General features: G+C 72.6%; 21 protein-coding genes. 15 read left to right on the forward strand and 6 right to left on the reverse strand.

The genetic code is table 11. From position 1 onward, the window contains the following. Nucleotides 1–16: 16 nt before the first annotated feature. The gene (locus OJ254_RS20375) at nucleotides 17–1,123 is read right to left on the reverse strand and encodes an aryl-sulfate sulfotransferase (protein WP_265363469.1); all 1,107 of its coding nucleotides are present in this window, start codon (nucleotides 1,121–1,123) and stop codon (nucleotides 17–19) included. A 102-nt stretch (nucleotides 1,124–1,225) separates the two neighbouring features. On the opposite strand from OJ254_RS20375, the gene OJ254_RS20380 reads away from it, so the two are divergent. Then, entirely contained in the window at nucleotides 1,226–1,867 is a 642-nt protein-coding gene (locus tag OJ254_RS20380) for a helix-turn-helix domain-containing protein (RefSeq protein WP_265363470.1), read from the forward strand. Nucleotides 1,868–1,903: 36 nt separating this feature from the next. Further along, entirely contained in the window at nucleotides 1,904–2,251 is a 348-nt protein-coding gene (locus tag OJ254_RS20385) for an SH3 domain-containing protein (RefSeq protein WP_265363471.1), read from the forward strand. Between the two features lie 9 nt (nucleotides 2,252–2,260). Here the strand turns inward: OJ254_RS20385 and OJ254_RS20390 are convergent, their stop codons facing one another. The 3 genes from OJ254_RS20390 to OJ254_RS20400 all read right to left on the reverse strand — a co-directional run bounded on the left by OJ254_RS20390 (nucleotide 2,261) and on the right by OJ254_RS20400 (nucleotide 5,447). After that, nucleotides 2,261–2,959 carry a gamma-glutamyl-gamma-aminobutyrate hydrolase family protein gene (locus tag OJ254_RS20390; protein ID WP_265363472.1) on the reverse strand — a complete coding sequence of 233 codons (699 nt, stop codon included), beginning with the start codon at nucleotides 2,957–2,959 and terminating at the stop codon, nucleotides 2,261–2,263. 39 nt (nucleotides 2,960–2,998) lie between these two features. Next, complete coding sequence (locus OJ254_RS20395; protein ID WP_265365242.1) at nucleotides 2,999–4,438, reverse strand: amino acid permease; 1,440 nt, start codon at nucleotides 4,436–4,438, stop codon at nucleotides 2,999–3,001. 271 nt (nucleotides 4,439–4,709) lie between these two features. Then, nucleotides 4,710–5,447: a FadR/GntR family transcriptional regulator gene (locus tag OJ254_RS20400; RefSeq protein ID WP_265363473.1), complete on the reverse strand. Its 738-nt coding sequence runs from the start codon at nucleotides 5,445–5,447 to the stop codon at nucleotides 4,710–4,712. Nucleotides 5,448–5,520: 73 nt separating this feature from the next. Between OJ254_RS20400 and OJ254_RS20405 the strand changes: the two genes are divergently transcribed. The 4 genes from OJ254_RS20405 (at nucleotide 5,521) to OJ254_RS20420 (ending at nucleotide 10,442) form a co-directional block, all read left to right on the forward strand. Then, nucleotides 5,521–6,888 (forward strand): glutamine synthetase family protein, encoded by a 1,368-nt coding sequence (locus OJ254_RS20405; protein WP_265363474.1) that lies wholly within the window; start codon nucleotides 5,521–5,523, stop codon nucleotides 6,886–6,888. An 11-nt stretch (nucleotides 6,889–6,899) separates the two neighbouring features. Beyond that, nucleotides 6,900–8,279 (forward strand): aldehyde dehydrogenase family protein, encoded by a 1,380-nt coding sequence (locus tag OJ254_RS20410; protein ID WP_265363475.1) that lies wholly within the window; start codon nucleotides 6,900–6,902, stop codon nucleotides 8,277–8,279. After that, on the forward strand, nucleotides 8,276–9,061 hold the full coding sequence (locus tag OJ254_RS20415; protein ID WP_261952470.1) for a 3-oxoacyl-ACP reductase: 786 nt from the start codon (nucleotides 8,276–8,278) through the stop codon (nucleotides 9,059–9,061). Before OJ254_RS20410 ends, OJ254_RS20415 begins: the two co-directional genes overlap by 4 nt. A 112-nt stretch (nucleotides 9,062–9,173) precedes the next feature. Beyond that, complete coding sequence (locus OJ254_RS20420) at nucleotides 9,174–10,442, forward strand: HAD family hydrolase (RefSeq protein WP_265363476.1); 1,269 nt, start codon at nucleotides 9,174–9,176, stop codon at nucleotides 10,440–10,442. 37 nt (nucleotides 10,443–10,479) lie between these two features. On the opposite strand, the gene OJ254_RS20425 is transcribed toward OJ254_RS20420, so the two are convergent. After that, on the reverse strand, nucleotides 10,480–11,691 hold the full coding sequence (locus tag OJ254_RS20425; protein ID WP_265365243.1) for an amino acid deaminase/aldolase: 1,212 nt from the start codon (nucleotides 11,689–11,691) through the stop codon (nucleotides 10,480–10,482). A 287-nt stretch (nucleotides 11,692–11,978) separates the two neighbouring features. Here OJ254_RS20425 and OJ254_RS20430 point away from each other — a divergent pair, with 287 nt between their 5' ends. The 4 genes from OJ254_RS20430 to OJ254_RS20445 all read left to right on the forward strand — a co-directional run bounded on the left by OJ254_RS20430 (nucleotide 11,979) and on the right by OJ254_RS20445 (nucleotide 16,583). Next, nucleotides 11,979–13,256, forward strand: coding sequence for a hypothetical protein (locus OJ254_RS20430; protein WP_265363477.1), 1,278 nt, complete (start codon nucleotides 11,979–11,981; stop codon nucleotides 13,254–13,256). Continuing rightward, nucleotides 13,253–14,413, forward strand: a complete 1,161-nt coding sequence (mycP, locus tag OJ254_RS20435; RefSeq protein WP_265363478.1) for a type VII secretion-associated serine protease mycosin — start codon at nucleotides 13,253–13,255, stop codon at nucleotides 14,411–14,413. The genes OJ254_RS20430 and mycP overlap by 4 nt, the downstream gene beginning before the upstream one ends. 553 nt (nucleotides 14,414–14,966) lie before the next feature. Next, nucleotides 14,967–15,698 carry an SseB family protein gene (locus OJ254_RS20440; RefSeq protein WP_265363479.1) on the forward strand — a complete coding sequence of 244 codons (732 nt, stop codon included), beginning with the start codon at nucleotides 14,967–14,969 and terminating at the stop codon, nucleotides 15,696–15,698. Between the two features lie 114 nt (nucleotides 15,699–15,812). Further along, nucleotides 15,813–16,583, forward strand: a complete 771-nt coding sequence (locus OJ254_RS20445; RefSeq protein ID WP_265363480.1) for an MIP family channel protein — start codon at nucleotides 15,813–15,815, stop codon at nucleotides 16,581–16,583. An 88-nt stretch (nucleotides 16,584–16,671) separates the two neighbouring features. Here OJ254_RS20445 and OJ254_RS20450 read toward each other — a convergent pair whose 3' ends face one another. Next, nucleotides 16,672–17,070, reverse strand: coding sequence for a DUF1844 domain-containing protein (locus OJ254_RS20450; protein ID WP_261952476.1), 399 nt, complete (start codon nucleotides 17,068–17,070; stop codon nucleotides 16,672–16,674). Nucleotides 17,071–17,403: 333 nt separating this feature from the next. Here OJ254_RS20450 and infC point away from each other — a divergent pair, with 333 nt between their 5' ends. From infC to OJ254_RS20475, 5 genes are all read left to right on the forward strand, one after another. Next, complete coding sequence (infC, locus tag OJ254_RS20455) at nucleotides 17,404–18,090, forward strand: translation initiation factor IF-3 (RefSeq protein WP_265363481.1); 687 nt, start codon at nucleotides 17,404–17,406, stop codon at nucleotides 18,088–18,090. A 124-nt stretch (nucleotides 18,091–18,214) separates the two neighbouring features. Next, the gene (gene rpmI, locus OJ254_RS20460) at nucleotides 18,215–18,409 is read left to right on the forward strand and encodes a 50S ribosomal protein L35 (RefSeq protein WP_016576627.1); all 195 of its coding nucleotides are present in this window, start codon (nucleotides 18,215–18,217) and stop codon (nucleotides 18,407–18,409) included. Nucleotides 18,410–18,513: 104 nt separating this feature from the next. Further along, on the forward strand, nucleotides 18,514–18,897 hold the full coding sequence (rplT, locus tag OJ254_RS20465) for a 50S ribosomal protein L20 (protein ID WP_030413047.1): 384 nt from the start codon (nucleotides 18,514–18,516) through the stop codon (nucleotides 18,895–18,897). Between the two features lie 153 nt (nucleotides 18,898–19,050). Then, nucleotides 19,051–19,905 carry a TrmH family RNA methyltransferase gene (locus OJ254_RS20470; RefSeq protein ID WP_265363482.1) on the forward strand — a complete coding sequence of 285 codons (855 nt, stop codon included), beginning with the start codon at nucleotides 19,051–19,053 and terminating at the stop codon, nucleotides 19,903–19,905. An 82-nt stretch (nucleotides 19,906–19,987) separates the two neighbouring features. After that, on the forward strand, nucleotides 19,988–21,148 hold the full coding sequence (locus OJ254_RS20475) for a sensor histidine kinase (RefSeq protein WP_265363483.1): 1,161 nt from the start codon (nucleotides 19,988–19,990) through the stop codon (nucleotides 21,146–21,148). Nucleotides 21,149–21,240: the final 92 nt, after the last annotated feature.

Raw genomic sequence — 21,240 nt, forward strand, 5'->3', positions numbered from 1 at the left:
GTTCACACCCGCCGCTTCAGCCAGGGCAGTTGGCCGGCGTCGTAGCGGTAGGCGCGGAAGACCGCGTTGTTCTGTGACGGGAAGAGCGCGCCGACCTCCGGCTCGCGGTAGCTGCCGAACTCCGGGACCACGTACTCCAGCACAGCAGGCCCTCGGCGGTCACCTCGAAGAGCCGGCCGGCGGGCGAGTCGGTGATCAGGGTGTTGCCGTTCGGCAGCCGCTGGGCGCTGCCCATGAACGGCGCGAAGAACGCCTCCCGGGCCGGGTCGTGGTACTCCCACACGATCTTCCCGGTCGCCCGTTCCACCTCGATGACCCGGGAGAACGGGACGTCCCACCCGGGGCGGAAGACGCCGTTGTCGAAGATCAGGAAGTTGCCGTTCGGCAGCTCGGTGGGGTGGTGCTGCTGGGAGACCAGACCGGGTGCGGTGCGCCAGAGGATCTCGCCCGTCGCGCGGCTGATCACCACGACCGCGGAGACGCTGCGCAGGCTGGCGAGGACGTTCCCGTCGGCGAGCGGGTACACCGAGTTGATCAGCGGCCAGTGTTCGCGCGAGTAGTCCGGGTGCAGTGCGTACGCGTCCCGGTCGAGGTGGTCGGCGACCCGCCAGGACCACAGCAGCCGGCCCTCGGCGTCGACCTCCCGGATGGTGTCGGCCCACACCGTGCCGCCCGGTCCGGAGCCGGGGACGCCGCCGCGCACCGCCGCGGCCCGGTCGCCGGTGAGCGGTTCGAGCGCGGTGTACAGGATCCGTCCGTCGCCGTGGTGGTGGGCGTCGTGGTGCTGCAGCGGGTCGGTGAACTCCCGCAGCACGGTGCCGTCCGGGGCGATCTCCTGCATCAGCCCGCCGCGGTACTTGTGCCACATCGGGAACAGCGCGTCCTGGTCCGGCAGGGTGGCGTTGTAGGCGAGGTTGCCGTTCGGCAGGAGGCGGGCGTGCCGTCCCGGGCGGTGCGGCAGCCGCCAGCGGTGCACCACGGTGCCGTGCAGATCGATGAGCAGCACCTCCCCGCCGCCGGTCAGCGGGGCGTAGAGGGTGTAGCCGTCGTGGGCGGCACGGGCGTCGAGCGCGATCAGGCCGGTGCCGCGGCGGCGGCGTGTGTTTTGATCGACCGTGGTCATGAAGAAATTCCCCTTGTCAAACTTTGTTTGATGGGATCAAACAGCGTAGACGCTAGGGGCGGCCTGTTGCAGGGCTGTGAACGCGGCAATAAGGAGTGGCGGATGGGCGGGCCGACGGACGGCGGGCAGGGCGGTACGGAGGCGCCGCGGGTCGGGGCGGGGGTACGGCGGCGGCGCCGGGCCCGCGAGCTGACGCTGGCCGAACTCGCCCGCCGGACGGGGCTGTCGGCGCCCTTCCTCAGCCAGGTCGAGAACGACCGGGCCCGCCCCAGCATGCGCTCGCTGCAGCTGATCGCCGACGCGCTGGACACCACCGCGGTGCGGCTGCTGGCCGCCGCCGACGGCCCGCGCACCGTCGACGTGGTCCGGGCCGGCTCCGCGGCGGTGCCCGAGGCCGGCGACGAGGGGGGCGGCGACGAGGGGGGCGGCGTCGAAGCGGGCGGCGGCGAGCGCGGGGCCGGCGGTCCGGGCCGGGTGCGCCCGCTGGTCCGCGGCCGGCAGCAGCTGCACGCCCTGGAGTTCACCGGCCGGCACGACTGGCAGCGCGAATTCCGGCACCCGCACGACGAGTTGATGTACGTCGTCGAGGGTGCGGTGGAGGCCGAGGCGGCCGGCGAGGCCTATGAACTCGGCCCCGGTGACACCCTCTACTGCTCCGGCGGGGTCACCCACCGCTGGCGCGCGCTGACTTCCGGCACCCGGGTCCTCCTGGTCGGGGTGGCGGACGACTTTCCGCATCGATAATCTGTGCGAACGCTTCATCGATCTTGAGGGGGACACATGAGGCTGAAGCTGACGGCTCCCGCCGTCATCGCCATGGCCGCGCTCGGCACCGCACTGACCAGCGGTATCGCCACCGCCGCCACGCCCGGGGAGGCGCCCGCCGCCACCGCACGGGTCGCGTGCGTCAACGCGCAGGGCCAGGAGAACGTGAAGATCCGCAAGGAGCGGAAGCTGAACAGCACCGCCGTGGGGCTCTTCACCAAGGGCGCGACCACCTGCATCACCGGCCGGGGCACGGGTCAGAGCTACAGCCTCTGCGGCCGCTCGGGCAACGACTGGCTCAAGATCACGTTCCGGGGCAACACCGGCTGGATCCCCGCCGCTTGCGGGACCAGGGAGGTCTGACGCGGCCGGTCACTCCCGGGGGGACGTCCCGCGTGCCGCCGCCACCAAGGCGTCCATGACACGCGGGTCGTCCCCCGCCTCGGGGTGCCACTGCACCGCCAGCGCGAAGCCCGGCCCGTCCGGCAGCTCCAGCGCCTCCACGGTGCCGTCCGCCGCGTGCGCCGAGACCAGCAGCCCGCGCCCGAGCCGGTCCACGGCCTGGTGGTGGTAGGTCGGCACGGAGACCGGCTCGGGCAGTGCCCGGGCCAGCAGCGTGCCGGGGACCGGCGTGATCTCGTGCTTGTCGAAGACCCCGGGCGGCCCGGCGTGCCCGTCGAGGTGCTGGACGAGCGTGCCGCCCAGCGCCACGTTCAGCAGCTGCAGCCCGCGGCAGATCCCCAGCAGCGGCTTCCCGGCCGCCAACGCCGCCTCGATCAGGGCCAGTTCCCAGGCGTCCCGGTCGAGCGAGGGCGGCCCGGTGCGCGGGTCGGGCTCCGCGCCGTACCGCGCCGGCTGCACGTCCGCACCGCCGGCGATCACCAGTCCGTCCAGCCGGGCCACCGCCGCGGCCGCGGTCGCCGGATCGCCCGGCGGCAGCAGCGCGGCCAGCCCGCCCGAGCGCTGCACCAGCCGCGGGTACCCGGTGGGCACCAGTGCGGCCGGCAGCGTCCACACCCCCCAGCTGGCCTCCTGCTGGTAGGTGCTGATGCCGATGAGGGGCTGGGACACGAATCCTCCGATGGGTGCTGGTGCGGGCCGGCTCGTTCGTCAGAATTCCAGTTCGTGCTCGATGGCGGCCAGTTCCTCCGCCGTGCCCTGGACCTTCGGGCCGGTGAACCACTTGCGGGCCGACACCAGCCACCAGGTACCGGCGAAGCCGAGCACCAGGAGGACGGCCAGCGGGGTGTAGTTGAAGTTCTCCGCCGTCACCGGGCTGGTGGTCGGGAGCATGAAGAGGACGGAGATGACCACCGTCCAGCCGACGGCGATGACGCCGACGGGCTTGCTCCAGCGGCCCAGGTGCCAGGGCCCGCGCTGGAAGCGGTCGCCCTGCAGCAGGCGGAGGATGACCGGCAGGACGTAGGCGATGTAGAGGCCGATCACGGCGATCGAGGTGACGGCCGCGTACGCCGTGGCGTTCCACAGGTACGGCAGCCCCAGCACGAAGGCGCCGCCGGCGGCCAGCCACACCGCGTTGGTCGGGGTCTTCGTCCGCTTGTTGATGCGGTGCCACAGCCGCGAGCCGGGCAGCGCGCCGTCCCGCGAGAAGGCGTAGATCATGCGCGAGTTGGCGGTGACCGACGACATGCCGCAGAAGAACTGGGCGCCGATGGCGATCAGGAGGAGCAGCTTGCCGCCGGTGGCGCCCAGCGCGTCGATGAAGATCTGCGCCGGGGGCACACCGGTCTTGCTGGCCAGCGCACCGTCGTAGTCCTGGATGGCGAAGGTGATGCCGACCAGCAGCACCCAGCCGGCGACCAGGGAGACCAGGATCGACATCACGATGCCGCGGGGGCCGGCCTTGGCCGCGTCGTGCGTCTCCTCGGTCATGTGCGCCGAGGCGTCGTACCCGGTGAAGGTGTACTGCGCGAGCAGCAGCCCCAGCAGTCCGACGTAGAGGCTGGAGTGCCAGCCGGTGTTGTTGGTGAAGTGGGTGAAGACGAAGGAGGCGGACTGGTGCTTCGAGGGCACCACGACCAGGGCGCCCACGATGACCAGTACGCCGAGGATGTGCCACCACACGCTGACGTTGCTGAGGAAGGACGCCAGCTTCACGCCGAAGGTGTTGAGCAGGCCGTGGACCAGCAGCACGATGCCGAACAGCATGATCGTGTGCGCCGGGGTGGCGGCGAATCCGAATTGCAGGTCCAGCAGTGCGTTCGTGAAGGACGCGGCACCGAAGTCGACGCCCGCGGTCACCGCGACCTGGCCGAGGAAGTTGAACCAGCCGGTGAACCAGGACCACGCCGGGCCGTGCGAGGGGGCCAGCTTCGCCGCCCAGTAGTACAGGCCGCCCGCCGTCGGGTAGCTGGAACAGACCTCGGCCATCGCCAGGCCCACGAACAGCGTCATGAGGCCGACCAGCGGCCAGCCCCAGGTGATCAGGGCGGGCCCGCCCGTGTTCATGCCGAAGCCGTACAGCGTCAGACAGCCGGAGAGGACCGAGATGATCGTGAAAGAGACGGCGAAGTTCGAGAACGCCGACATCGAGCGGGCCAGCTCCTGGGCGTAACCGAGCTCGTGGAGGCGCTGTTCGTCGCTGGAGCGCTGAGGGGGTTGCTGTTCCTGGTCTGCGTTCGTCGCGTGCTCGTTGATGGACACCACGCCTCCGAGGGCCTCGATGATCCGCGGCGGGTACGGCCGTCGGCGAACCGCTACCAGCCCCGCAATAAAGGTATGGGGCGATACCTTTGTCTTCAGGTCGGCTGAGCGCAAGACCCCGGCGGGAAAATCTCGTAACGGGCGGGTTTCGAGAACCTCACGAGTGGCGCAAACCCCCCGCGAGGAAGCCGCGCAGCAGCGCCGCGGTCCCGCAGCAGTGCTCCCGCATCACCTCGCGCGCCCCGTCCGCGTCCCCCTCCAGCACGGCCTCCACCAGCGCCGCGTGCTGGGTCTGCGAATGCTCCAGATTGCGCACCAGCAGCGGGATGCAGTCCAGCAGGTCGTTGACGGTCGCCCGGACGGCGGCGTACTGCGCGGCCAGCGACGGCGAGCCGGACAGCTCGGCGAGGGTGAGGTGGAAGAGGGTGTCGCGCCGGCGGTAGTCGGCGAGCGGCGCGTCCTGCGTCGCGGCCAGCGCCTCGCGCAGCCGTCCGGCCTGCTCCTCGGCCAGCCCGTGGGCCGCGCACAGCCCGGCCGCGCCCACCTCCAGCACCTCCCGGAACCGCAGGGTGTCCTCGACGTCGATCTTCTCGATCCGGCGGCGCAGCTCGGCCTCGCCGTGGTTCTCGGTGCGCACCCGGACGAACGTGCCGCCGTACCGGCCGCGCCGGCTCTCCACCAAACCCTCGTCCTGGAGCACCTTGAGCACCTCGCGCAGGGTGACCCGGCTGATCTGCAGCCGCTCGGCCAACTCCCGTTCCGCGGGCAGCCGTTCGCCCTGCGGGACCAGGCCGAGCCGGACGATCTGGAGTATCTGCTCCAGCGCCTCCTCGAAGCCGTTGCCGGCGCGCACCGGCCGCAGCACCGGCGCCAGCCGGTCGTCCGTCCCGTCCATCGCCACCTCTTCCCAATCAATGGTTCGTGTGCCTACCTTATGACCTCCGGATGCAGTGACAGGAGGCAATACCGTGGCAGACCGCACGCCCCCGCTCTCCGCCGAGGAGCTCAGGGTCCTCGTCGACGCCGGGGAGATCGACACTGTCGTCCTCGCCTTCACCGATATGCAAGGCAGGCTCCAGGGCAAGCGGTTCGCGGCCCGATACTTCCTCGACACCGTCCTCGAACACGGCACGGAGGGCTGCAACTACCTCCTCGCCGTCGACGTCGACCTCAACACCGTCGACGGCTACGCGATGTCCTCCTGGGAACGCGGCTACGGCGACTTCGCCATGCACGGCGACACCGGCACCCTGCGCCGCACCCCCTGGAACCCCGGCACCGCCCTGATCACCGCCGACCTGGCCTGGCACGACGGCTCCCCGGTCGCCGCCTCACCCCGGCAGATCCTCCGTCGCCAGCTGGACCGGCTCGCCGATCGCGGCTGGCGCGCCTTCGCCGGGACCGAGCTGGAGTTCATGCTCTTCAAGGACTCCTACGAGGACGCCTGGTCGCGCGGCTACCGCGACATGAACCCCGCCAACCAGTGGAACGGCGACTACTCCGTCCTCGGCACCGGCCGGGTCGAGCCCGTGCTGCGGCGCATCCGCAACGAGATGGGCGCCGCCGGGATGACCGTGGAGTCCGCCAAGGGCGAGTGCAACCTCGGCCAGCACGAGATCGTGTTCGTCTACGACGAGGCGCTCACCACCTGCGACCAGCACTCGATCTACAAGACCGGTGCCAAGGAGATCGCCGCCCAGGAGGGCATGGCGCTCACCTTCATGGCCAAGTACGACGAGCGCGAGGGCAACTCCTGTCACATCCACCTCTCGCTCCAGGACGAGCAGGGACAGCCGGTCCTCGCCGATGACAGCGGCCCCTACGGCATGTCGCAGATCATGCGCCACTTCCTCGCCGGCCAGCTCGCCGCGATGCGCGACTTCACCCTCCTCTACGCCCCCAACATCAACTCCTACAAGCGCTTCCGCCCCGGCTCCTTCGCGCCCACCGCCGTCGCCTGGGGCCCCGACAACCGCACCTGCGCGCTGCGCGTCGTCGGCCACGGCCGCGCCCACCGCCTGGAGAACCGCCTCCCCGGCGGCGACGTCAACCCCTACCTCGCGGTCGCCGGCATGGTCGCGGCCGGCCTCTACGGCATCGAGCACGAGCTGGAGCTCCCCGACGCCACCACCGGCAACGCCTACACCGGCGACGCCGCGCACGTCCCCACCACCCTGCGCGAGGCCGCCGAGCTGTGGGAGCACAGCCCGATCGCCCGGGAGGCCTTCGGCGAGGAGGTCGTCGCGCACTACCGCCACATGGCCCGCGTCGAACAGGACGCCTACGACGCCGCCGTCACGGACTGGGAGCGCTTCCGCTCCTTCGAGCGCATGTAAGGAACCACGCTGTGTCCAATGGTTCGCACGAGCTGAAGATCCTCAACCCGGCCACCGAGGAAGTGGTGGCCACCGTCCCCACCACCTCCCCGGAAGAGGTCGACGCCGCGGTCCGCCGGGCAGCCGGAGCCCAGGAGGCCTGGGCCGCGGTGGCCCCCGGCGACCGCGCCCGCCTCCTGCGCCGCTTCGCCGACGTCGTCGACGCCCACCTTCCCGAGCTCGCGGAACTGGAGCTGACGGAGGCCGGCCACCCCCTGGGCAACGCGCAGTGGGAGGCGGGCAACGTCCGCGACCTGCTGCACTACGCCGCCGGGGGAGTGGAACGGCTCACCGGCACCCAGATCCCGGTCGCCGGCGGCCTCAACATCACCGTCCAGGAACCCCTCGGCGTGGTCGCCGTGATCGCCCCCTGGAACTTCCCGATGCCGATCGCCGCCTGGGGCACCGCCCCGGCCCTCGCGGCCGGCAACGCGGTGCTGCTGAAGCCCGCCGAGACCACCCCGCTCACCGCGCTCAGGCTCGCCGCACTCGCCCTGGAGGCCGGCCTCCCCGAGAACCTCTTCCAGGTCCTGCCCGGCGAGGGCCCGGTCACCGGCACCGCGCTCGTCGACCACCCCGGCGTCGCCAAGGTCGTCTTCACCGGCTCCACCGCCACCGGCCGGCAGATCGCCGCCCGCTGTGCCGCGCAGACCAAGCGGCTCACCCTCGAACTCGGCGGCAAGAGCCCCAACATCGTCTTCGCCGACGCCGACCTGGAGGCCGCCGCGGCCGCCGCCCCCGGCTCCTTCCTCGACAACACCGGTCAGGACTGCTGCGCCCGCAGCCGCATCCTCGTCCAGCGGAGCGTCTACGACCGCTTCCTGGAACTCCTGGAGCCCGCGGTCAAGGCGTTCACCGTCGGCGACCCGGCCGACCCGGCCACCAAGATGGGCCCGCTGATCTCCGCCGCCCAGCGCGAGCGCGTACGGTCCTACGTCCCCGAGGACGCCCCGGCCGCCATCCGCGGCGAGGCCCCCGCGGGCAAGGGCTTCTGGTACCCCGCCACCGTCCTGGAGGGCCGCCCCGAGGACCGTACCGCCGTCGAGGAGATCTTCGGCCCGGTCGCGGTCGTGATCCCCTTCGAGGACGAGGCCGACGCGGTCCGGATCGCCAACGCCACCGACTACGGCCTCTCCGGCTCCCTGTGGACCCGCGACGTCGGCCGGGCGCTGCGCGTCTCGCGGGCCGTCGCGGCCGGCAACCTCTCCGTCAACTCCCACAGCAGCGTGCGCTATTGGACCCCGTTCGGCGGGTTCAAGCAGTCCGGCCTCGGCCGCGAGCTCGGCCCGGACGCGCTCACCGCCTTCACCGAGACCAAGAACATCTTCATCAGCACCGAGGAGAGCAAGTGACCGACCAGACCGCAGTGTGCCGCCGCCTCGTCGGCCGTACCGCCGTGATCACCGGAGCCGGCAGCGGCATCGGGCTGGCCACCGCCCGCCGACTGGCCTCCGAAGGCGCCCACGTCGTCTGCGCCGACATCGACGAGGCGGCCGGCAAGGCCGCCGCCGAAGAGGTAGGCGGCATCTTCGTCCAGGTCGACGTGACCGACTCCGAGCAGGTCGAGGCGCTCTACAAGACCGCCTTCGACACCTACGGCTCGGTCGACATCGCCTTCAACAACGCCGGCATCTCGCCGCCCGACGACGACTCCATCCTCACCACCGGCCTGGACGCCTGGAAGCGCGTCCAGGAGGTCAACCTCACCTCGGTCTACCTCTGCTGCAAGCACGCCCTGCCCTACATGCAGCGGCAGGGCAAGGGTTCCATCATCAACACCGCCTCCTTCGTGGCCGTCATGGGCGCGGCCACCTCCCAGATCAGCTACACCGCCTCCAAGGGCGGCGTGCTGTCCATGTCCCGCGAACTGGGCGTGCAGTTCGCCCGCGAGGGCATCCGGGTCAACGCCCTGTGCCCCGGGCCGGTCAACACCCCGCTGCTCAAGGAGCTGTTCGCCAAGGACCCGGAGCGCGCCGCGCGCCGCCTGGTGCACGTCCCGGTCGGCCGGTTCGCCGAGCCCGAGGAGATCGCGTCCGCGGTCGCCTTCCTGGCCAGTGACGACTCGTCATTCGTCAACGCGGCCGAATTCCTGGTCGACGGAGGGATCGCGGGGGCCTACGTCACGCCGGTGTAAACGTTCGTTGTTCACCTCCGCGTAAGCGCCGCGGCGGCCGGATGTCGTGCGACATCCGGCCGCCGTACGCTAGCGTCCGCCTTCGATCCTTCGTTCGACGGGAGTTACGTCCATGCTCACCAAGCGTCGCTGGCTGGCAGCCGGTGCTGCCCTCGCGGTCGTCGGAGGCGGCGTCGCGGTCGCGCAGACGGCCACGGCAGCGCCGACCCCGCACCGTTGTCCCACCCTCCAGGTCTCCAAGGGCTGGTACGGCGACAACCGCGCCAAGTTGCAGAAGATGATCGACGAGCGCGGCAGCTGCTCCGGAGCCGGCGGAGCGCGACCGGTCGCGACCTTCGACTGGGACAACACCGTCGTCAAGAACGACATCTCCGACGCCACGCTGGCCTGGATGCTCCGCCACGACAAGGTGCTGCGCCCGGCCAGCTGGAAGGCCACGAACAAGTGGCTGACCGACGCCGCCGCCGACGCGCTCACCCAGGCCTGCGGCACCTCCGTGCCCGCCGGCCACCCGCTGCCGACGTCGACCGACACCGGCTGCACCGACGAGATACTCGACGTCTACAGCGACGAGAAGACCTCCGGCGGCAAGGAGGCGTTCGAGGGGGAGTGGAACCACCGGCGCACGGTCCCCTCGTACGTCTGGATCACCCAGCTGTTCGCCGGGCACACTCCGCGGGCCCTGACCTCGTACGCCGCCGAGGCGCGCAAGGAGAACCTCGCCGCGCCGATCGGTACGGAGCAGACGGTCGGCACGCACAAGTGGGCCGGCTACGTCCGCTACTACGAGCAGCAGCGCGACCTCATCGGCACCCTCCAGAAGGCCGGCTTCGACGTCTACATCGTCTCCGCCTCCGCCGAGCCGCTGGTCCGCGCCTGGGCGCCGGGCGTCGGTATCGACCGCGAGCACGTCATCGGCATCCGCAACCTCGTCCGCGACGGCAAGCTCACCACCGGTGTGCAGGGCTGCGGCGACGTCAAGGACACCAACGGCGAGGTCCTGACGTACATGGACGGCAAGCGCTGCTGGATCAACCAGGAGATCTTCCACGTCAAGGGCGCCAAGGCCTGGCAGCAGCAGGACCGGGCGCACCGCGCCGCCTTCGCGGCCGGTGACGCCGAGACCGACGTGACCTTCGTCGGCGACGCCACCGCCGGCCACCTGGCCATCAACCGCAACAAGACCGAGCTGATGTGCCGGGCGTACGACAACGCGGACCACCGCTGGATCGTCAACCCGATGTTCATCGAGCCCAAGCCGCGCAAGGCCGACCCGTACCCCTGCGCGACCGCCGGCTACACCCGGCCGGACGGCACCCTCGGCCCGATCCACCGCGCCGACGGCTCGGTGATCCCGGACCAGAAGGACACCGTGTACTGACCCGGTGAACGTCACCGCAACGGGAGGGCCGCACCGCTCAGAGGAAGGTGCGGCCCTCCCCGCGGTACGTCGGGACGGTGTCCACCACCCGGTCACCGTCGACCAGTTGCAGCGCGTCGAACCGCTCGCACATCTCCCCGGCCTTGGCGTGCCGGAACCATACCTTGTCGCCGATCGCCAGCCCGTCCGCGGCCGCCCCCAGCAGCGGCGTCTGCACCTCGCCCGGCCCCTCCTGGGGGTCGTAGCGCAACCCGGCCGGCAGATACGGCACAGGCAGCCGGTCCGCGCCCGCCACCCCCGACGCCGGATAGCCGCCGCCCAGCACCGTCACCACACCGGGCCCCGGCCGGCGCACCACCGGCTGGGCGAACAGCGCCGCCGGACGCCCGCTGAACGAACGGAAGTTGTCGAACAGCCGCGGCACGTACAGCCCCGAACCCGCCGCGACCTCGGTGACCGCCGCCTCCGCGGCCGTGTGCTGCACGCTGCCGGTCCCGCCGCCGTTGACGAACTCCAGCCGCGGCGCCACCGCCCGCACCGCCCGTACGGCCTCCCAGCGCCGCTGCGCCAGCTCCTTGCGCGCCGCCGCCTGCATCAGCCGGACCGTGCGCGAAAACACCGGCTTGCCGTCGACCTCGTCGCCCACCCCCGCCACATGCCCCTCGTACGCCATCAGCCCCACCAGCCGGAAACCGGGGCGGCGCGCCACCGTCCGGGCCAGCGCGGCCAGTTGGGACGGCTCCCGCAGCGGCGACCGCCGGGCACCGAAGCGCACCTTCCCGCCCAGCAGCCGGTACGAGGTGTCCAGCTCCAGGCACACCCGGACCTCCTCGCCGCCCCGCCCCGCGGGCCGGGCCGCGTCGATCAGCGCCAGCTGCGCCGGATCGTCGACCATCACCGTCACCGCGGCCGCGAGCTTCGGATCCGCGGTCAGCTCGGCGAACCCCGCCCGGTCCGCCGACGGGTACGCGAGCAGGACGTCCTCGAAGCCCGACCGCGCCAGCCACAGCGACTCGGCCAGCGTGAAGCTCATGATCCCGGCGAAGCCGTCCCGCGCCAGCACCCGCTCCAGCAGGGCCCGGCAGCGCACCGACTTGCTCGCCACCCGGATCGGCTTCCCCTTCGCGCGGCGCACCAGATCGGCCGCGTTGGCGTCGAACGCCCGCAGGTCGACCACGGCCAGCGGCGCGTCGAGATGGGCAGTTGCCCGGTCATAAGAGGCTTTGTCGCCATACGCATCGGCTGTCAGCTGGGACATGGCCGCAGCCTGCCAGACACTCCCCACCACCAAAAGGGCGTGGGAGGTACCCCATCACCGGGCAGGGGGTGAGATCCCGACACAGAGCGGACATGGCGGCGACTGGGGGTGCCCCTGCTCCTTCGGAGCTTGGGGGAGGGTTGGAGCACCGGCCGCGCCAGCCCGTAGAGTGGCCCGACACCGCCACCAGCAGGTCAGCGGCGTGTTGTCCGGATACCAACCCCCCTGCCCCGATTGCGGATCGGGGGACGGGGGCCACGGCGCGAGGGGGAGCGCGGGTGAGCACCGACGCAGATTTCGTCGATCCGCGGCACGTCCCGCCCATACCCCCGCGGCCGCCCCGGCAGCCCGCGACGGCCGCGACACCGGAGCCGGACGACGACCCGCGCACGACCGTCCTGCGCCGCCAGTCCCCGGCCGACCCACCCGTCCCCCCGCAGGCGCCCCCGGGCGTACCACCGCGCCCCGCCACCCCGCCGCCTCCAGCCCCCGCGCAGCCACCGGCCGCCGGCGCGCCCCGGCCGCCCCACCCCCCGACGCCGTCCGCCCCCGCCGCGCCGCCGCGCCCGCCCGGGCATCCGGCCACGTTCCGGGACACCGCCGCCTTCCACCTGGCCAACAGCCAGAACCTGTGGAACGGCCCCCAGGAACCCGCCGCCCGCCCGGCGCCCACCCCGCCGCCGGGCGGCCCGGCCGCGGCCCCGCAGCAGCCCTGGCCCACAACTCGCCGCCCGTCACCGGGAGTTGTCCCCGGCCCGGCATCCGCCCGCCGGTTCCCCGCCGGCCGCCGCCCCGCCGGCCGGGTGCTCGCCGCCGCGGCCTGCCTCGTCCTGGGCATCGGCCTGCTCGGCGGTGCCGCGGCCGGCAGCTGGCTCACCGACGACCCCGAGGACGCCCCGCCCACCGCCCAGGCCACCTTCGCCAAGGGCCGCGACGCCTGGCGCAACACCCCGGTCGACACCCTCTTCCCGCGCACCGTCGAGGGCCTGGGCGTCGGCCCCGGCGGCGCCGACCGGACCTGGACCCGGATCGCGGTCGCCCCCGACAGCGACTGCACCGGCGCCTACGACCCCAAGCTCGCCCAGGCCCTCGCCCGGGCCGGCTGCGCCCGCCTGCTGCGCGCCACCTACCTCGACGCCACCCGCTCCAGCGTCATCACCGTCGGCGCCCAGACCACCCGGACCGACCCGGCCGGCATGCTCGCCCTCAACACCGGCTTCAGCACCAAGAGCCTGGCCGACCGCACCGACCTGATGCCGGTGCCGTACGCCCCCAAGGGCACCCCCGCCGAGGGCTTCGGGCGTGCCCAGCGGGCCAGCTGGACCCTCCGGGTGCTCACCGACGTCCCGGTGATCGTCTACGCGGTCTCCGGCTTCGCCGACGGCCGCGCCGTCACCGAGCCGCAGCCCGCCGAGGCCGCGGTCCGCCCCGGCACCACCACCGCCCCCGCCGAATCCGGGCTCGGCCACGACGCCAAGGACCTCGCCGACCGCATCGAGAACGACTTCCGCACGGCAGCCGGCACCCCCACCCAGCACAGGGAGGACGCGCCATGACGCAGACCCCGCTGCGCGCGGCCGCCCTCACCCTGGCCTCCGCCGCGCTCACCGTCCTGCCCGCCGTACCCGCCCGGGCCGACGCCATCCGCGCCCAGGAGTGGGGCCTGCAGGCCGTCCACGCCCAGCAGGCCTGGGACACCACCAAGGGCGAGGGCGTCACGGTCGCCGTCCTGGACACCGGCGTCGACGCCAACCACCCCGACCTCAAGGGCCAGGTCCTGCCCGAGAAGGACCTGGTCGGCTTCGGCGCCGGCCCGGGCGACGCGGCCTGGGCCCGGCACGGCACCGGCATGGCCAGCGTCATCGCGGGCCACGGCCACGGCGCCGGCCGCCAGGACGGCGTGCTCGGCATCGCCCCGGCCGCCAAGATCCTCCCCGTGCGGGTGATCCTGGAGGACAACGACCCGCAGCGCGAACGCGCCCGCACGGAGAAGGCCGGCGCGCTCGCCGACGGCATCCGCTGGGCCGCCGACCACGGCGCCGACGTCATCAGCATGTCCCTGGGCGACGACAGCGAGTCCGCCCACCCCGAGCCACGCGAGGACGCCGCCATCCAGTACGCCCTCGGCAAGGGCATCTCCGTCGTCGCCTCCGCGGGCAACGGGGGCGACAAGGGCAACCACGTCTCCTACCCCGCCGCGTACCCGGGCGTCATCGCCACCACGGCCGTCACCCGCCAGGGCGACCGCGCCCACTTCTCCACCCGCCACTGGTACGCCACGGTCAGCGCCCCCGGCGACGACATCCTCATGGCCGGCAACAACGACGGCTACCTCTCCGGCTGGGGCACCAGCCCCGCCGCGGCCTTCACCTCCGGTGCCATCGCCCTGATCCGCTCCGCGCATCCCGGCCTGAGCCCCGCCCAGATCCGCCGCCTGCTCACGTCGACCGCGCAGGACACGCCCCAGGGCGGCCGCGACGACGACTACGGCGCTGGCCTGATCGACCCCGCCGCCGCCGTCCGCGCCGCGGACGGCCTCCGGGCCACCCCCCAGAAGCCGTCCCCCGCCGCCTACGGCCACCGGTACTTCGGCCCCGGCCCCACCACCCCGGCCCCCGAGGAGACCCCGACCAACTGGCTCCCCTGGACCGCCGGCGCCGTCGGAGCGGCGTTGATGGCAGCCGCCTTCCTCCTCTGGCGCACCCGCCACTGAACCACCCCAGCCCCCACCGGCCTCAACTTCTCCCCTCACGGGAGGGGACGGGCCGGAGGGGCCGGTTGTGTGGACGTAAAGCGTCAGCAGTCCACACAACCGGCCCCGGAGGCCCGTCACCGCACCCACCACAACCCAGCCCGCCGCAGGCGCAACGGCGAGACGACCCGCGGCGCCGCAGACAGGTACGTACGGGGCGCCGCAAGCGCGCAACGGGGAGACGACCCGCGGCGGGAAAGCCAGGTACGTACGGGGCGCCGCAAGCGCGCAACGGGGAGACGACCCGCGGCGGGAAAGCCAGGTACGTACGGGGCGCCGCAAGCGCGCAACGGGGAGACGACCCGCGGCGGGAAAGCCAGGTACGTACGGGGCGCCGCAAGCGCGCAACGGGGAGACGACCCGCGGCGGGAAAGCCAGGTACGTACGGGGCGCCGCAAGCGCGCAACGGAGAGACGACCCGCGGCGGGACGGCCAAGTACGTGCGGGTCGCCGCAATGCGCAGCGGAACGGCCCAGCCGAAAACGTCCGCCGCACCCCCGATACGCTCGGGCACGTGCAGAAGAACATTCCCGACTCGCCCTTTTCCGACGACGACGGGTCCGCCGATCCCGCCCTCACCGCGGCCCTGGCGGCCTACGGCGCCGACCGGTCCGCCGAGCCCGCGCTGCTGACCGCCCTGGCCGGCGCCCGCCTCCTCGTGCCGGTCGTCGCGATACTCGGTGAGGTCGAGACGGGACCCGACGGGCTGCGGCACGAGAAGACCAGCGACATGGCCGTGCCCACCCTCCAGGCTCCGGACGGCCGCCGTGCCCTCCCCGCCTTCACCAGCATGGAGACCCTGCACGCCTGGCGCCCGGACGCCCGGCCGGTGGCCGTACCGCTCCAGCAGGCGCTGCTGGCCGCCTCCCACGAGAAGGCCGACACCGTCGTCATCGACCTGGCCGGGCCGGTCACCTACCAGCTCACCGGGCCCGCGCTGCGCGCCCTCGCCGAGGGCCGGACAACCGCCGACCCGCTCGCCGATCCGGCCGTCACCGAGACCCTGCGCGCCCTCCTCGCCGCCGAGCCGGCCGTCCTCGCCGCCCGCCTCGCGCCGTCCCGGGAGACCGACGGGACCCTCGCCCTGGGCCTGGCCGCCGACGCCCCCACCGCCGAGGTCGCCCAGCGGCTGGCGCAGGCGCTGGCCTCCGACGAGGTCCTGCGCGCCCGGCTCGTACGGGGCCTGGACCTGGCGCTCCTGCCGCCCGGTGCGGCGACCACCGGGGAACCGCTCTACCAGCGCTGACGTGCTCCGTCCCGGGCCGCGCCACGGCGGGCCCGGGTGATCGCCGACGGGCGGGTTCGCCTCCCGGGCCGCACAATGCGAGGAGAGCTCAAGATCCACGCGAGGAGGGCCCACATGGAGAAGACGGAGACCCCTTCGGTCGTGACCCGCACGGTCGTAGCCGAATTCCTCGGCACGCTGCTCCTGGTGTTCTTCGCCGTCGGCTCGGCGGTGCTGGCCGGCGAGTACATCGGCACCTTCGGCATCGCGCTGGCCTTCGGCTTCACCATGCTGGCGCTGGCCTACGCACTCGGTCCGATCTCGGGCAGCCACCTCAACCCCGCGGTGACCCTGGGCATGCTGCTGTCCCGCCGCATCACCCTCCGTACGGCCGTCGAGTACTGGATCGCCCAGATCCTCGGCGCCATCGTGGGGGCCGCGCTGCTCTTCCTGGTCGCCAAGCAGGTCCCGGGCCTGCAGACCCATGCGGCCTTCGGCACGAACGGCTGGGGCGACCGTTCGGCGGTGCACCTCAACCTCGGCGGTGCCTTCGTCGTCGAGATGGTGATGACCTTCCTGTTCGTCTTCGTGTTCCTGGCGGTCACCCACCGGGTCGCCGTGATCGGCTTCGACGGCCTGCCGATCGGTCTGGCACTGGCCACCGTCCACCTCATCGGCATCCCGCTGGACGGCACTTCCGTGAACCCGGCCCGCTCCATCGGCCCGGCGCTGTTCGCGGGCGGCGCCGCCATCACCCAGCTGTGGCTCTTCATCGTCGCGCCCCTGATCGGCGGTGCGATCGCCGCGGTGGTCCACCAGGTCACCCACCCGCCGCAGGAGCCGGTGCTCGTCGCCGACCAGGTCTCACCCCGCGAGCCCACCGCGGGCCCCGGCGAACGCGTCTGACCTCACGGAGCCCGGCGAACCGGCCCACCGACACGACGAGCCCCGGCCGCACCGGCCGGGGCTCGTCGTGTCGCGCGAAGGGGTGCGGCTAGCCGTAGACCGGCCCGGTGAACTTCTCGCCGGGGCCCTGACCCGGCTCGTCCGGGACGACCGAGGCCTCGCGGAAGGCCAGCTGCAGCGACTTCAGGCCGTCCCGCAGCGGTGCCGCGTGGTACGAGCCGATCTCGGTGGCGCTGGCGGTGACCAGGCCGGCCAGCGCCTGGATGAGCTTGCGCGCCTCGTCGAGGTCCTTGTGCGTCTCGCCGCCCTCGGCGAGCCCCAGATTGACCGCCGCCGAGCTCATCAGATGCACCGCGACGGTGGTGATCACCTCGACCGCCGGGACGTCCGCGATGTCCCGGGTCATGGCATCGAAGTCGGGGCTCGCCGCGTGCGGGGCGCCGGACGGCTCGGGGGCGTCGGACGGCTGCGGGGTCTGGTCGCTCATGTCTTAAGGGCTTCTTCCTGAGGAGGGGTCGGCTCCAGCCTATGGCCCCCTTCCGCGGGCCCGGCGCCCGGGAGTGTCCCCCTTGACGGACGGCGCCCGTCAGGTGGCGTACGAGTGGGGCCCGGGGCTTGACTCGTGTATCCTGGTGTTCCGACCGGCCGGACACGCATGTGACCGGCCCACAAGTGGAGGCTCCGATCTCCCACCCGGCCGACCTCAGGTTGGCGGGTCAACGGTCCGGCTGCGCCCCGCGGAGACTTCGCGGCGGTGCTCCAGATCTATGTGGAGCCCCGCCTGTGTCCCGTCCGGGGCGTTTTTCATGTACCGGCGCGGTTGGTCACACCGAAAAGACGTTACGCGGCAGTCCGCCAGGCCGTCGCGTGGTGCTACCGAGGAGGATCCATCAGCGCCGAGCCCCGCATCAACGACCGGATTCGCGTCCCCGAGGTGCGACTCGTCGGTCCCAGTGGCGAGCAGGTCGGCATTGTGCCGCTTGCGAAGGCCCTGGAGCTTGCGCAGGAGTACGACCTCGACCTGGTCGAGGTGGCGGCGAACGCCCGTCCGCCGGTCTGCAAGCTCATGGACTACGGAAAGTTCAAGTACGAGTCGGCCATGAAGGCCCGTGAGGCGCGCAAGAACCAGGCGCACACGGTCATCAAGGAGATGAAGCTCCGGCCGAAGATCGACCCGCACGACTACGACACCAAGAAGGGTCACGTCGTCCGGTTCCTCAAGCAGGGTGACAAGGTCAAGATCACGATCATGTTCCGTGGTCGCGAGCAGTCCCGCCCCGAGCTGGGCTTCCGACTGCTGCAGCGGCTCGCGGAGGACGTCCAGGAGCTCGGCTTCATTGAGTCGAACCCGAAGCAGGACGGCCGCAACATGATCATGGTCCTCGGTCCGCACAAGAAGAAGACCGAGGCGATGGCCGAGGCCCGTGAGGCGCAGGCCGCCCGCAAGGCGGAGCGCCAGGGTGGTGCTCCCGCGGAGGAGCCCGCCGGGGAGCCCGCCGAGGCGTGATCCATGGGCGAGAGCCCCGGATTCATGCCGGGGCAACCCGCCCCGGACACCAACCGATACATCTGACGCTCCCGCCAGCCGGCCCGTGCCGGTGGGAGCGCCACTGACGAGGAGAGAACGGCGCATGCCGAAGAACAAGACGCACAGCGGTGCCAGCAAGCGCTTCAAGGTCACCGGCTCCGGCAAGGTGCTGCGCGAGCGCGCCGGCAAGCGCCACCTGCTCGAGCACAAGTCGTCCCGCGTGACGCGTCGCCTCACCGGCAACGCCGAGATGGCCCCGGGCGACGCCGCGAAGATCAAGAAGCTTCTCGGCAAGTGAGTCGCCGCGCCCCGCTGACCGGGCGGGGTGCGCGACTCGGACCGGGACCCAATCGATTCGGGCTGTGTGACGACAACCACGGCCCCGCTACAAGGAGTTAACAAGTGGCACGCGTCAAGCGGGCAGTCAACGCCCACAAGAAGCGTCGGGCGATCCTCGAGCAGGCCAGCGGCTACCGCGGCCAGCGCTCCCGCCTGTACCGCAAGGCGAAGGAGCAGGTCACCCACTCCCTCGTCTACAACTACAACGACCGCAAGAAGCGCAAGGGCGACTTCCGTCAGCTGTGGATCCAGCGCATCAACGCCGCTGCCCGCGCCAACGGCATGACCTACAACCGCTTCATCCAGGGTCTGAAGGCCGCCAACATCGAGGTGGACCGCAAGATCCTGGCCGACCTCGCGGTCAACGACAGCAACGCGTTCGCCGCGCTCGTCGAGGTGGCCCAGAAGGCCCTGCCGAGCGACGTCAACGCCCCGAAGGCTGCCTGAACACCAGCCTGACGACGTGGCCGTGACGACCGACGCGGTCGTGGCGCCGTCGTGATCGGACCCGCAGGCCCCGGCCTGCGGGTCCGCCGCTTTTCCGGCCCGGGCCGCCAGGCCCCGGCCCCCGCACCGAACCACAGAAGCGAGCCGCCGCCCATGGGCACCCCCGAGCTGATCTCCCCGCGTTCCCCGCGCGTCACCGCCGCCCGGCGGCTGGCCCGCCGCGCCTTCCGCGGCAAGGAGCGCCGGTTCATCGCCGAGGGCCCGCAGGCCGTACGGGAAGCCATCGCGCACCGCACGGACGGCGCCGCCACGCTCATCGAGCTGTTCGCCACCGTCGAGGCCGCCGAGCGGCACCACGAGATCGTCGGAGCGGCCCGCGCGGCCGGGGTCCGGGTGCACCTCGCCGACGACCGGACCATCGGCGACATCTCCCAGACGGTCACCCCGCAGGGCCTGCTCGGCGTCTGCCGCTTCCTCGACTCGCCCTTCGAGGAGATCCTCGCCGCCCGCCCGAAGCTGGTCGCGGTGCTCGCCCACGTCCGCGACCCCGGCAACGCCGGTACGGTGCTGCGCTGCGCGGACGCCGCCGGCGCGGACGCCGTGGTGCTCACCGACGCCTCCGTCGACCTCTACAACCCCAAGTCCGTACGGGCGTCGGTCGGTTCCCTCTTCCACCTCCCGGTCGCGGTCGGGGTACCGGTCGAGCAGGTGGTGGCCGGACTCAAGGGCGCCGGCGCACGGATCCTCGCCGCGGACGGCGCCGGCGACCAGGACCTGGACGCCGAACTGGACGCCGGCTCCATGGGCGGGCCCACCGCCTGGGTCTTCGGCAACGAGGCCTGGGGCCTGCCCGAGGAGACCCGGGCACTCGCCGACGCCGTCGTCCGCGTCCCCATCCACGGCAGGGCCGAGAGCCTCAACCTCGCCACCGCCGCCGCGGTCTGCCTCTATGCCTCGGCCCGCGCCCAGCGCGGCCCCGGCGGCTGCCGCTCCGCGTCACCCGCCTGAGGGGCGTCCACGGGAACGCCCGGCACATCCGAGGCGAGCTAGTAGTCTTGCGTGCCCGGGGGCCCGGAAGGGGGTAACGGGGATGAGTGTGAGGACTTCCGGCATCACAGCACGCGCTGACGGCAGCCCGTCCGACCGGCCGGCCGGCGGCCGGCCGCCGGCCCGCTCGGTGGCGTCCACCGCCCCGGAGACCGGGCTCGGGCTCGACCCCGACGACCTTCCGGACGGCCTGGTGGTCGCCGACGCGACCGGCCGGGTCAGCTGCTTCAACGCCGCGGCCGCCAGGATCACCGGCCTCGCCCCCGAGGACGCGCTCGGCCGCCCCCTGGAGGAGGCCCTGCCGCTCCAGGACATCGAGGGCCGCCGCTGGTGGCGGCTGACCGACCCGTACGGCGGCCTGGCCATCCGCCGCGGCCAGCCCGAGCGGAATCTGCTGCTCGGCGGCCGCGAGGTGCTGGTCTCCGCCCGCTATGTCCGCGGGCGGCCGGGCGGGCCGGTCGAGCGGCTGGTGATCGCGCTGCGCGGCACCGAGGCCCGGCGCCGCACCGAGCTCAGCCACGCCGAGCTGATCGCCACCGTCGCCCATGAGCTCCGCTCGCCGCTGACCTCCGTCAAGGGCTTCACCGCCACCCTCCTCCAGAAGTGGGAACGCTTCACCGACGACCAGAAGCGGCTGATGCTGGAGACGGTGGACGCCGACGCCAACCGCGTCACCCGCCTGATCGCCGAGCTGCTGGACATCTCCCGGATCGACTCCGGGCGGCTGGAGGTGCGCCGGCAGCGGGTCGACATGATCGCCGCGGTCCGCCGGCACGTCCAGGCCCAGACCACCGCGGGCCAGCGGCCGGACCGCTTCCTGATCCGCATGCGGGAACCCCTGCCCGATCTGTGGGCGGACCCGGACAAGGTGGACCAGGTGCTGGGCAACCTCCTGGAAAATGCGGTGCGCCACGGCGAGGGAACGGTCACCATCGAGGTAGGACCGACAACGGACGCGACCAGCACGGAGGGGACGAGCGTCACCGTGAGCGACGAGGGCCCCGGCATCCCGGAGGAGTCGATGAGCCGCGTGTTCACCCGCTTCTGGCGGGGCAGCAAGCGCGGTGGCACCGGCCTGGGCCTCTACATCGTCAAGGGCATCGTCGAGGCCCACGGCGGCACGATCACGGTCGGCCGGGCGCCCGCCGGCGGCGCCCAGTTCCGATTTAGCCTGCCCGTCGCGACGCCGGCCTTCCTGGCCTGAAAGAGGGGGAGGCCGCGAAGCGTCGTACGAAGGGCGGTGGTGGGCGACGGGTGGGAGGGCGCCCCGCGGGGGCTCGGGCCGGCCGCGCTGCC

Source organism: Streptomyces endophytica (assembly GCF_026153355.1).
Lineage (GTDB): Bacteria > Actinomycetota > Actinomycetes > Streptomycetales > Streptomycetaceae > Streptomyces > Streptomyces endophytica.

Excerpts from the sequence above, each read along its gene's own strand:
- OJ254_RS20375 (WP_265363469.1), bottom strand. The coding sequence starts at position 1,123 with ATGACCACGGTCGATCAAAACACACGCCGCCGCCGCGGCACCGGCCTG.
- OJ254_RS20380 (WP_265363470.1), top strand. The coding sequence starts at position 1,226 with ATGGGCGGGCCGACGGACGGCGGGCAGGGCGGTACGGAGGCGCCGCGG.
- OJ254_RS20385 (WP_265363471.1), top strand. The coding sequence starts at position 1,904 with ATGAGGCTGAAGCTGACGGCTCCCGCCGTCATCGCCATGGCCGCGCTC.
- OJ254_RS20395 (WP_265365242.1), bottom strand. The coding sequence starts at position 4,438 with ATGTCGGCGTTCTCGAACTTCGCCGTCTCTTTCACGATCATCTCGGTC.
- OJ254_RS20400 (WP_265363473.1), bottom strand. The coding sequence starts at position 5,447 with ATGGACGGGACGGACGACCGGCTGGCGCCGGTGCTGCGGCCGGTGCGC.
- OJ254_RS20420 (WP_265363476.1), top strand. The coding sequence starts at position 9,174 with ATGCTCACCAAGCGTCGCTGGCTGGCAGCCGGTGCTGCCCTCGCGGTC.
- mycP (WP_265363478.1), top strand. The coding sequence starts at position 13,253 with ATGACGCAGACCCCGCTGCGCGCGGCCGCCCTCACCCTGGCCTCCGCC.
- OJ254_RS20445 (WP_265363480.1), top strand. The coding sequence starts at position 15,813 with ATGGAGAAGACGGAGACCCCTTCGGTCGTGACCCGCACGGTCGTAGCC.
- OJ254_RS20450 (WP_261952476.1), bottom strand. The coding sequence starts at position 17,070 with ATGAGCGACCAGACCCCGCAGCCGTCCGACGCCCCCGAGCCGTCCGGC.
- rpmI (WP_016576627.1), top strand. The coding sequence starts at position 18,215 with ATGCCGAAGAACAAGACGCACAGCGGTGCCAGCAAGCGCTTCAAGGTC.
- OJ254_RS20470 (WP_265363482.1), top strand. The coding sequence starts at position 19,051 with ATGGGCACCCCCGAGCTGATCTCCCCGCGTTCCCCGCGCGTCACCGCC.
- OJ254_RS20475 (WP_265363483.1), top strand. The coding sequence starts at position 19,988 with ATGAGTGTGAGGACTTCCGGCATCACAGCACGCGCTGACGGCAGCCCG.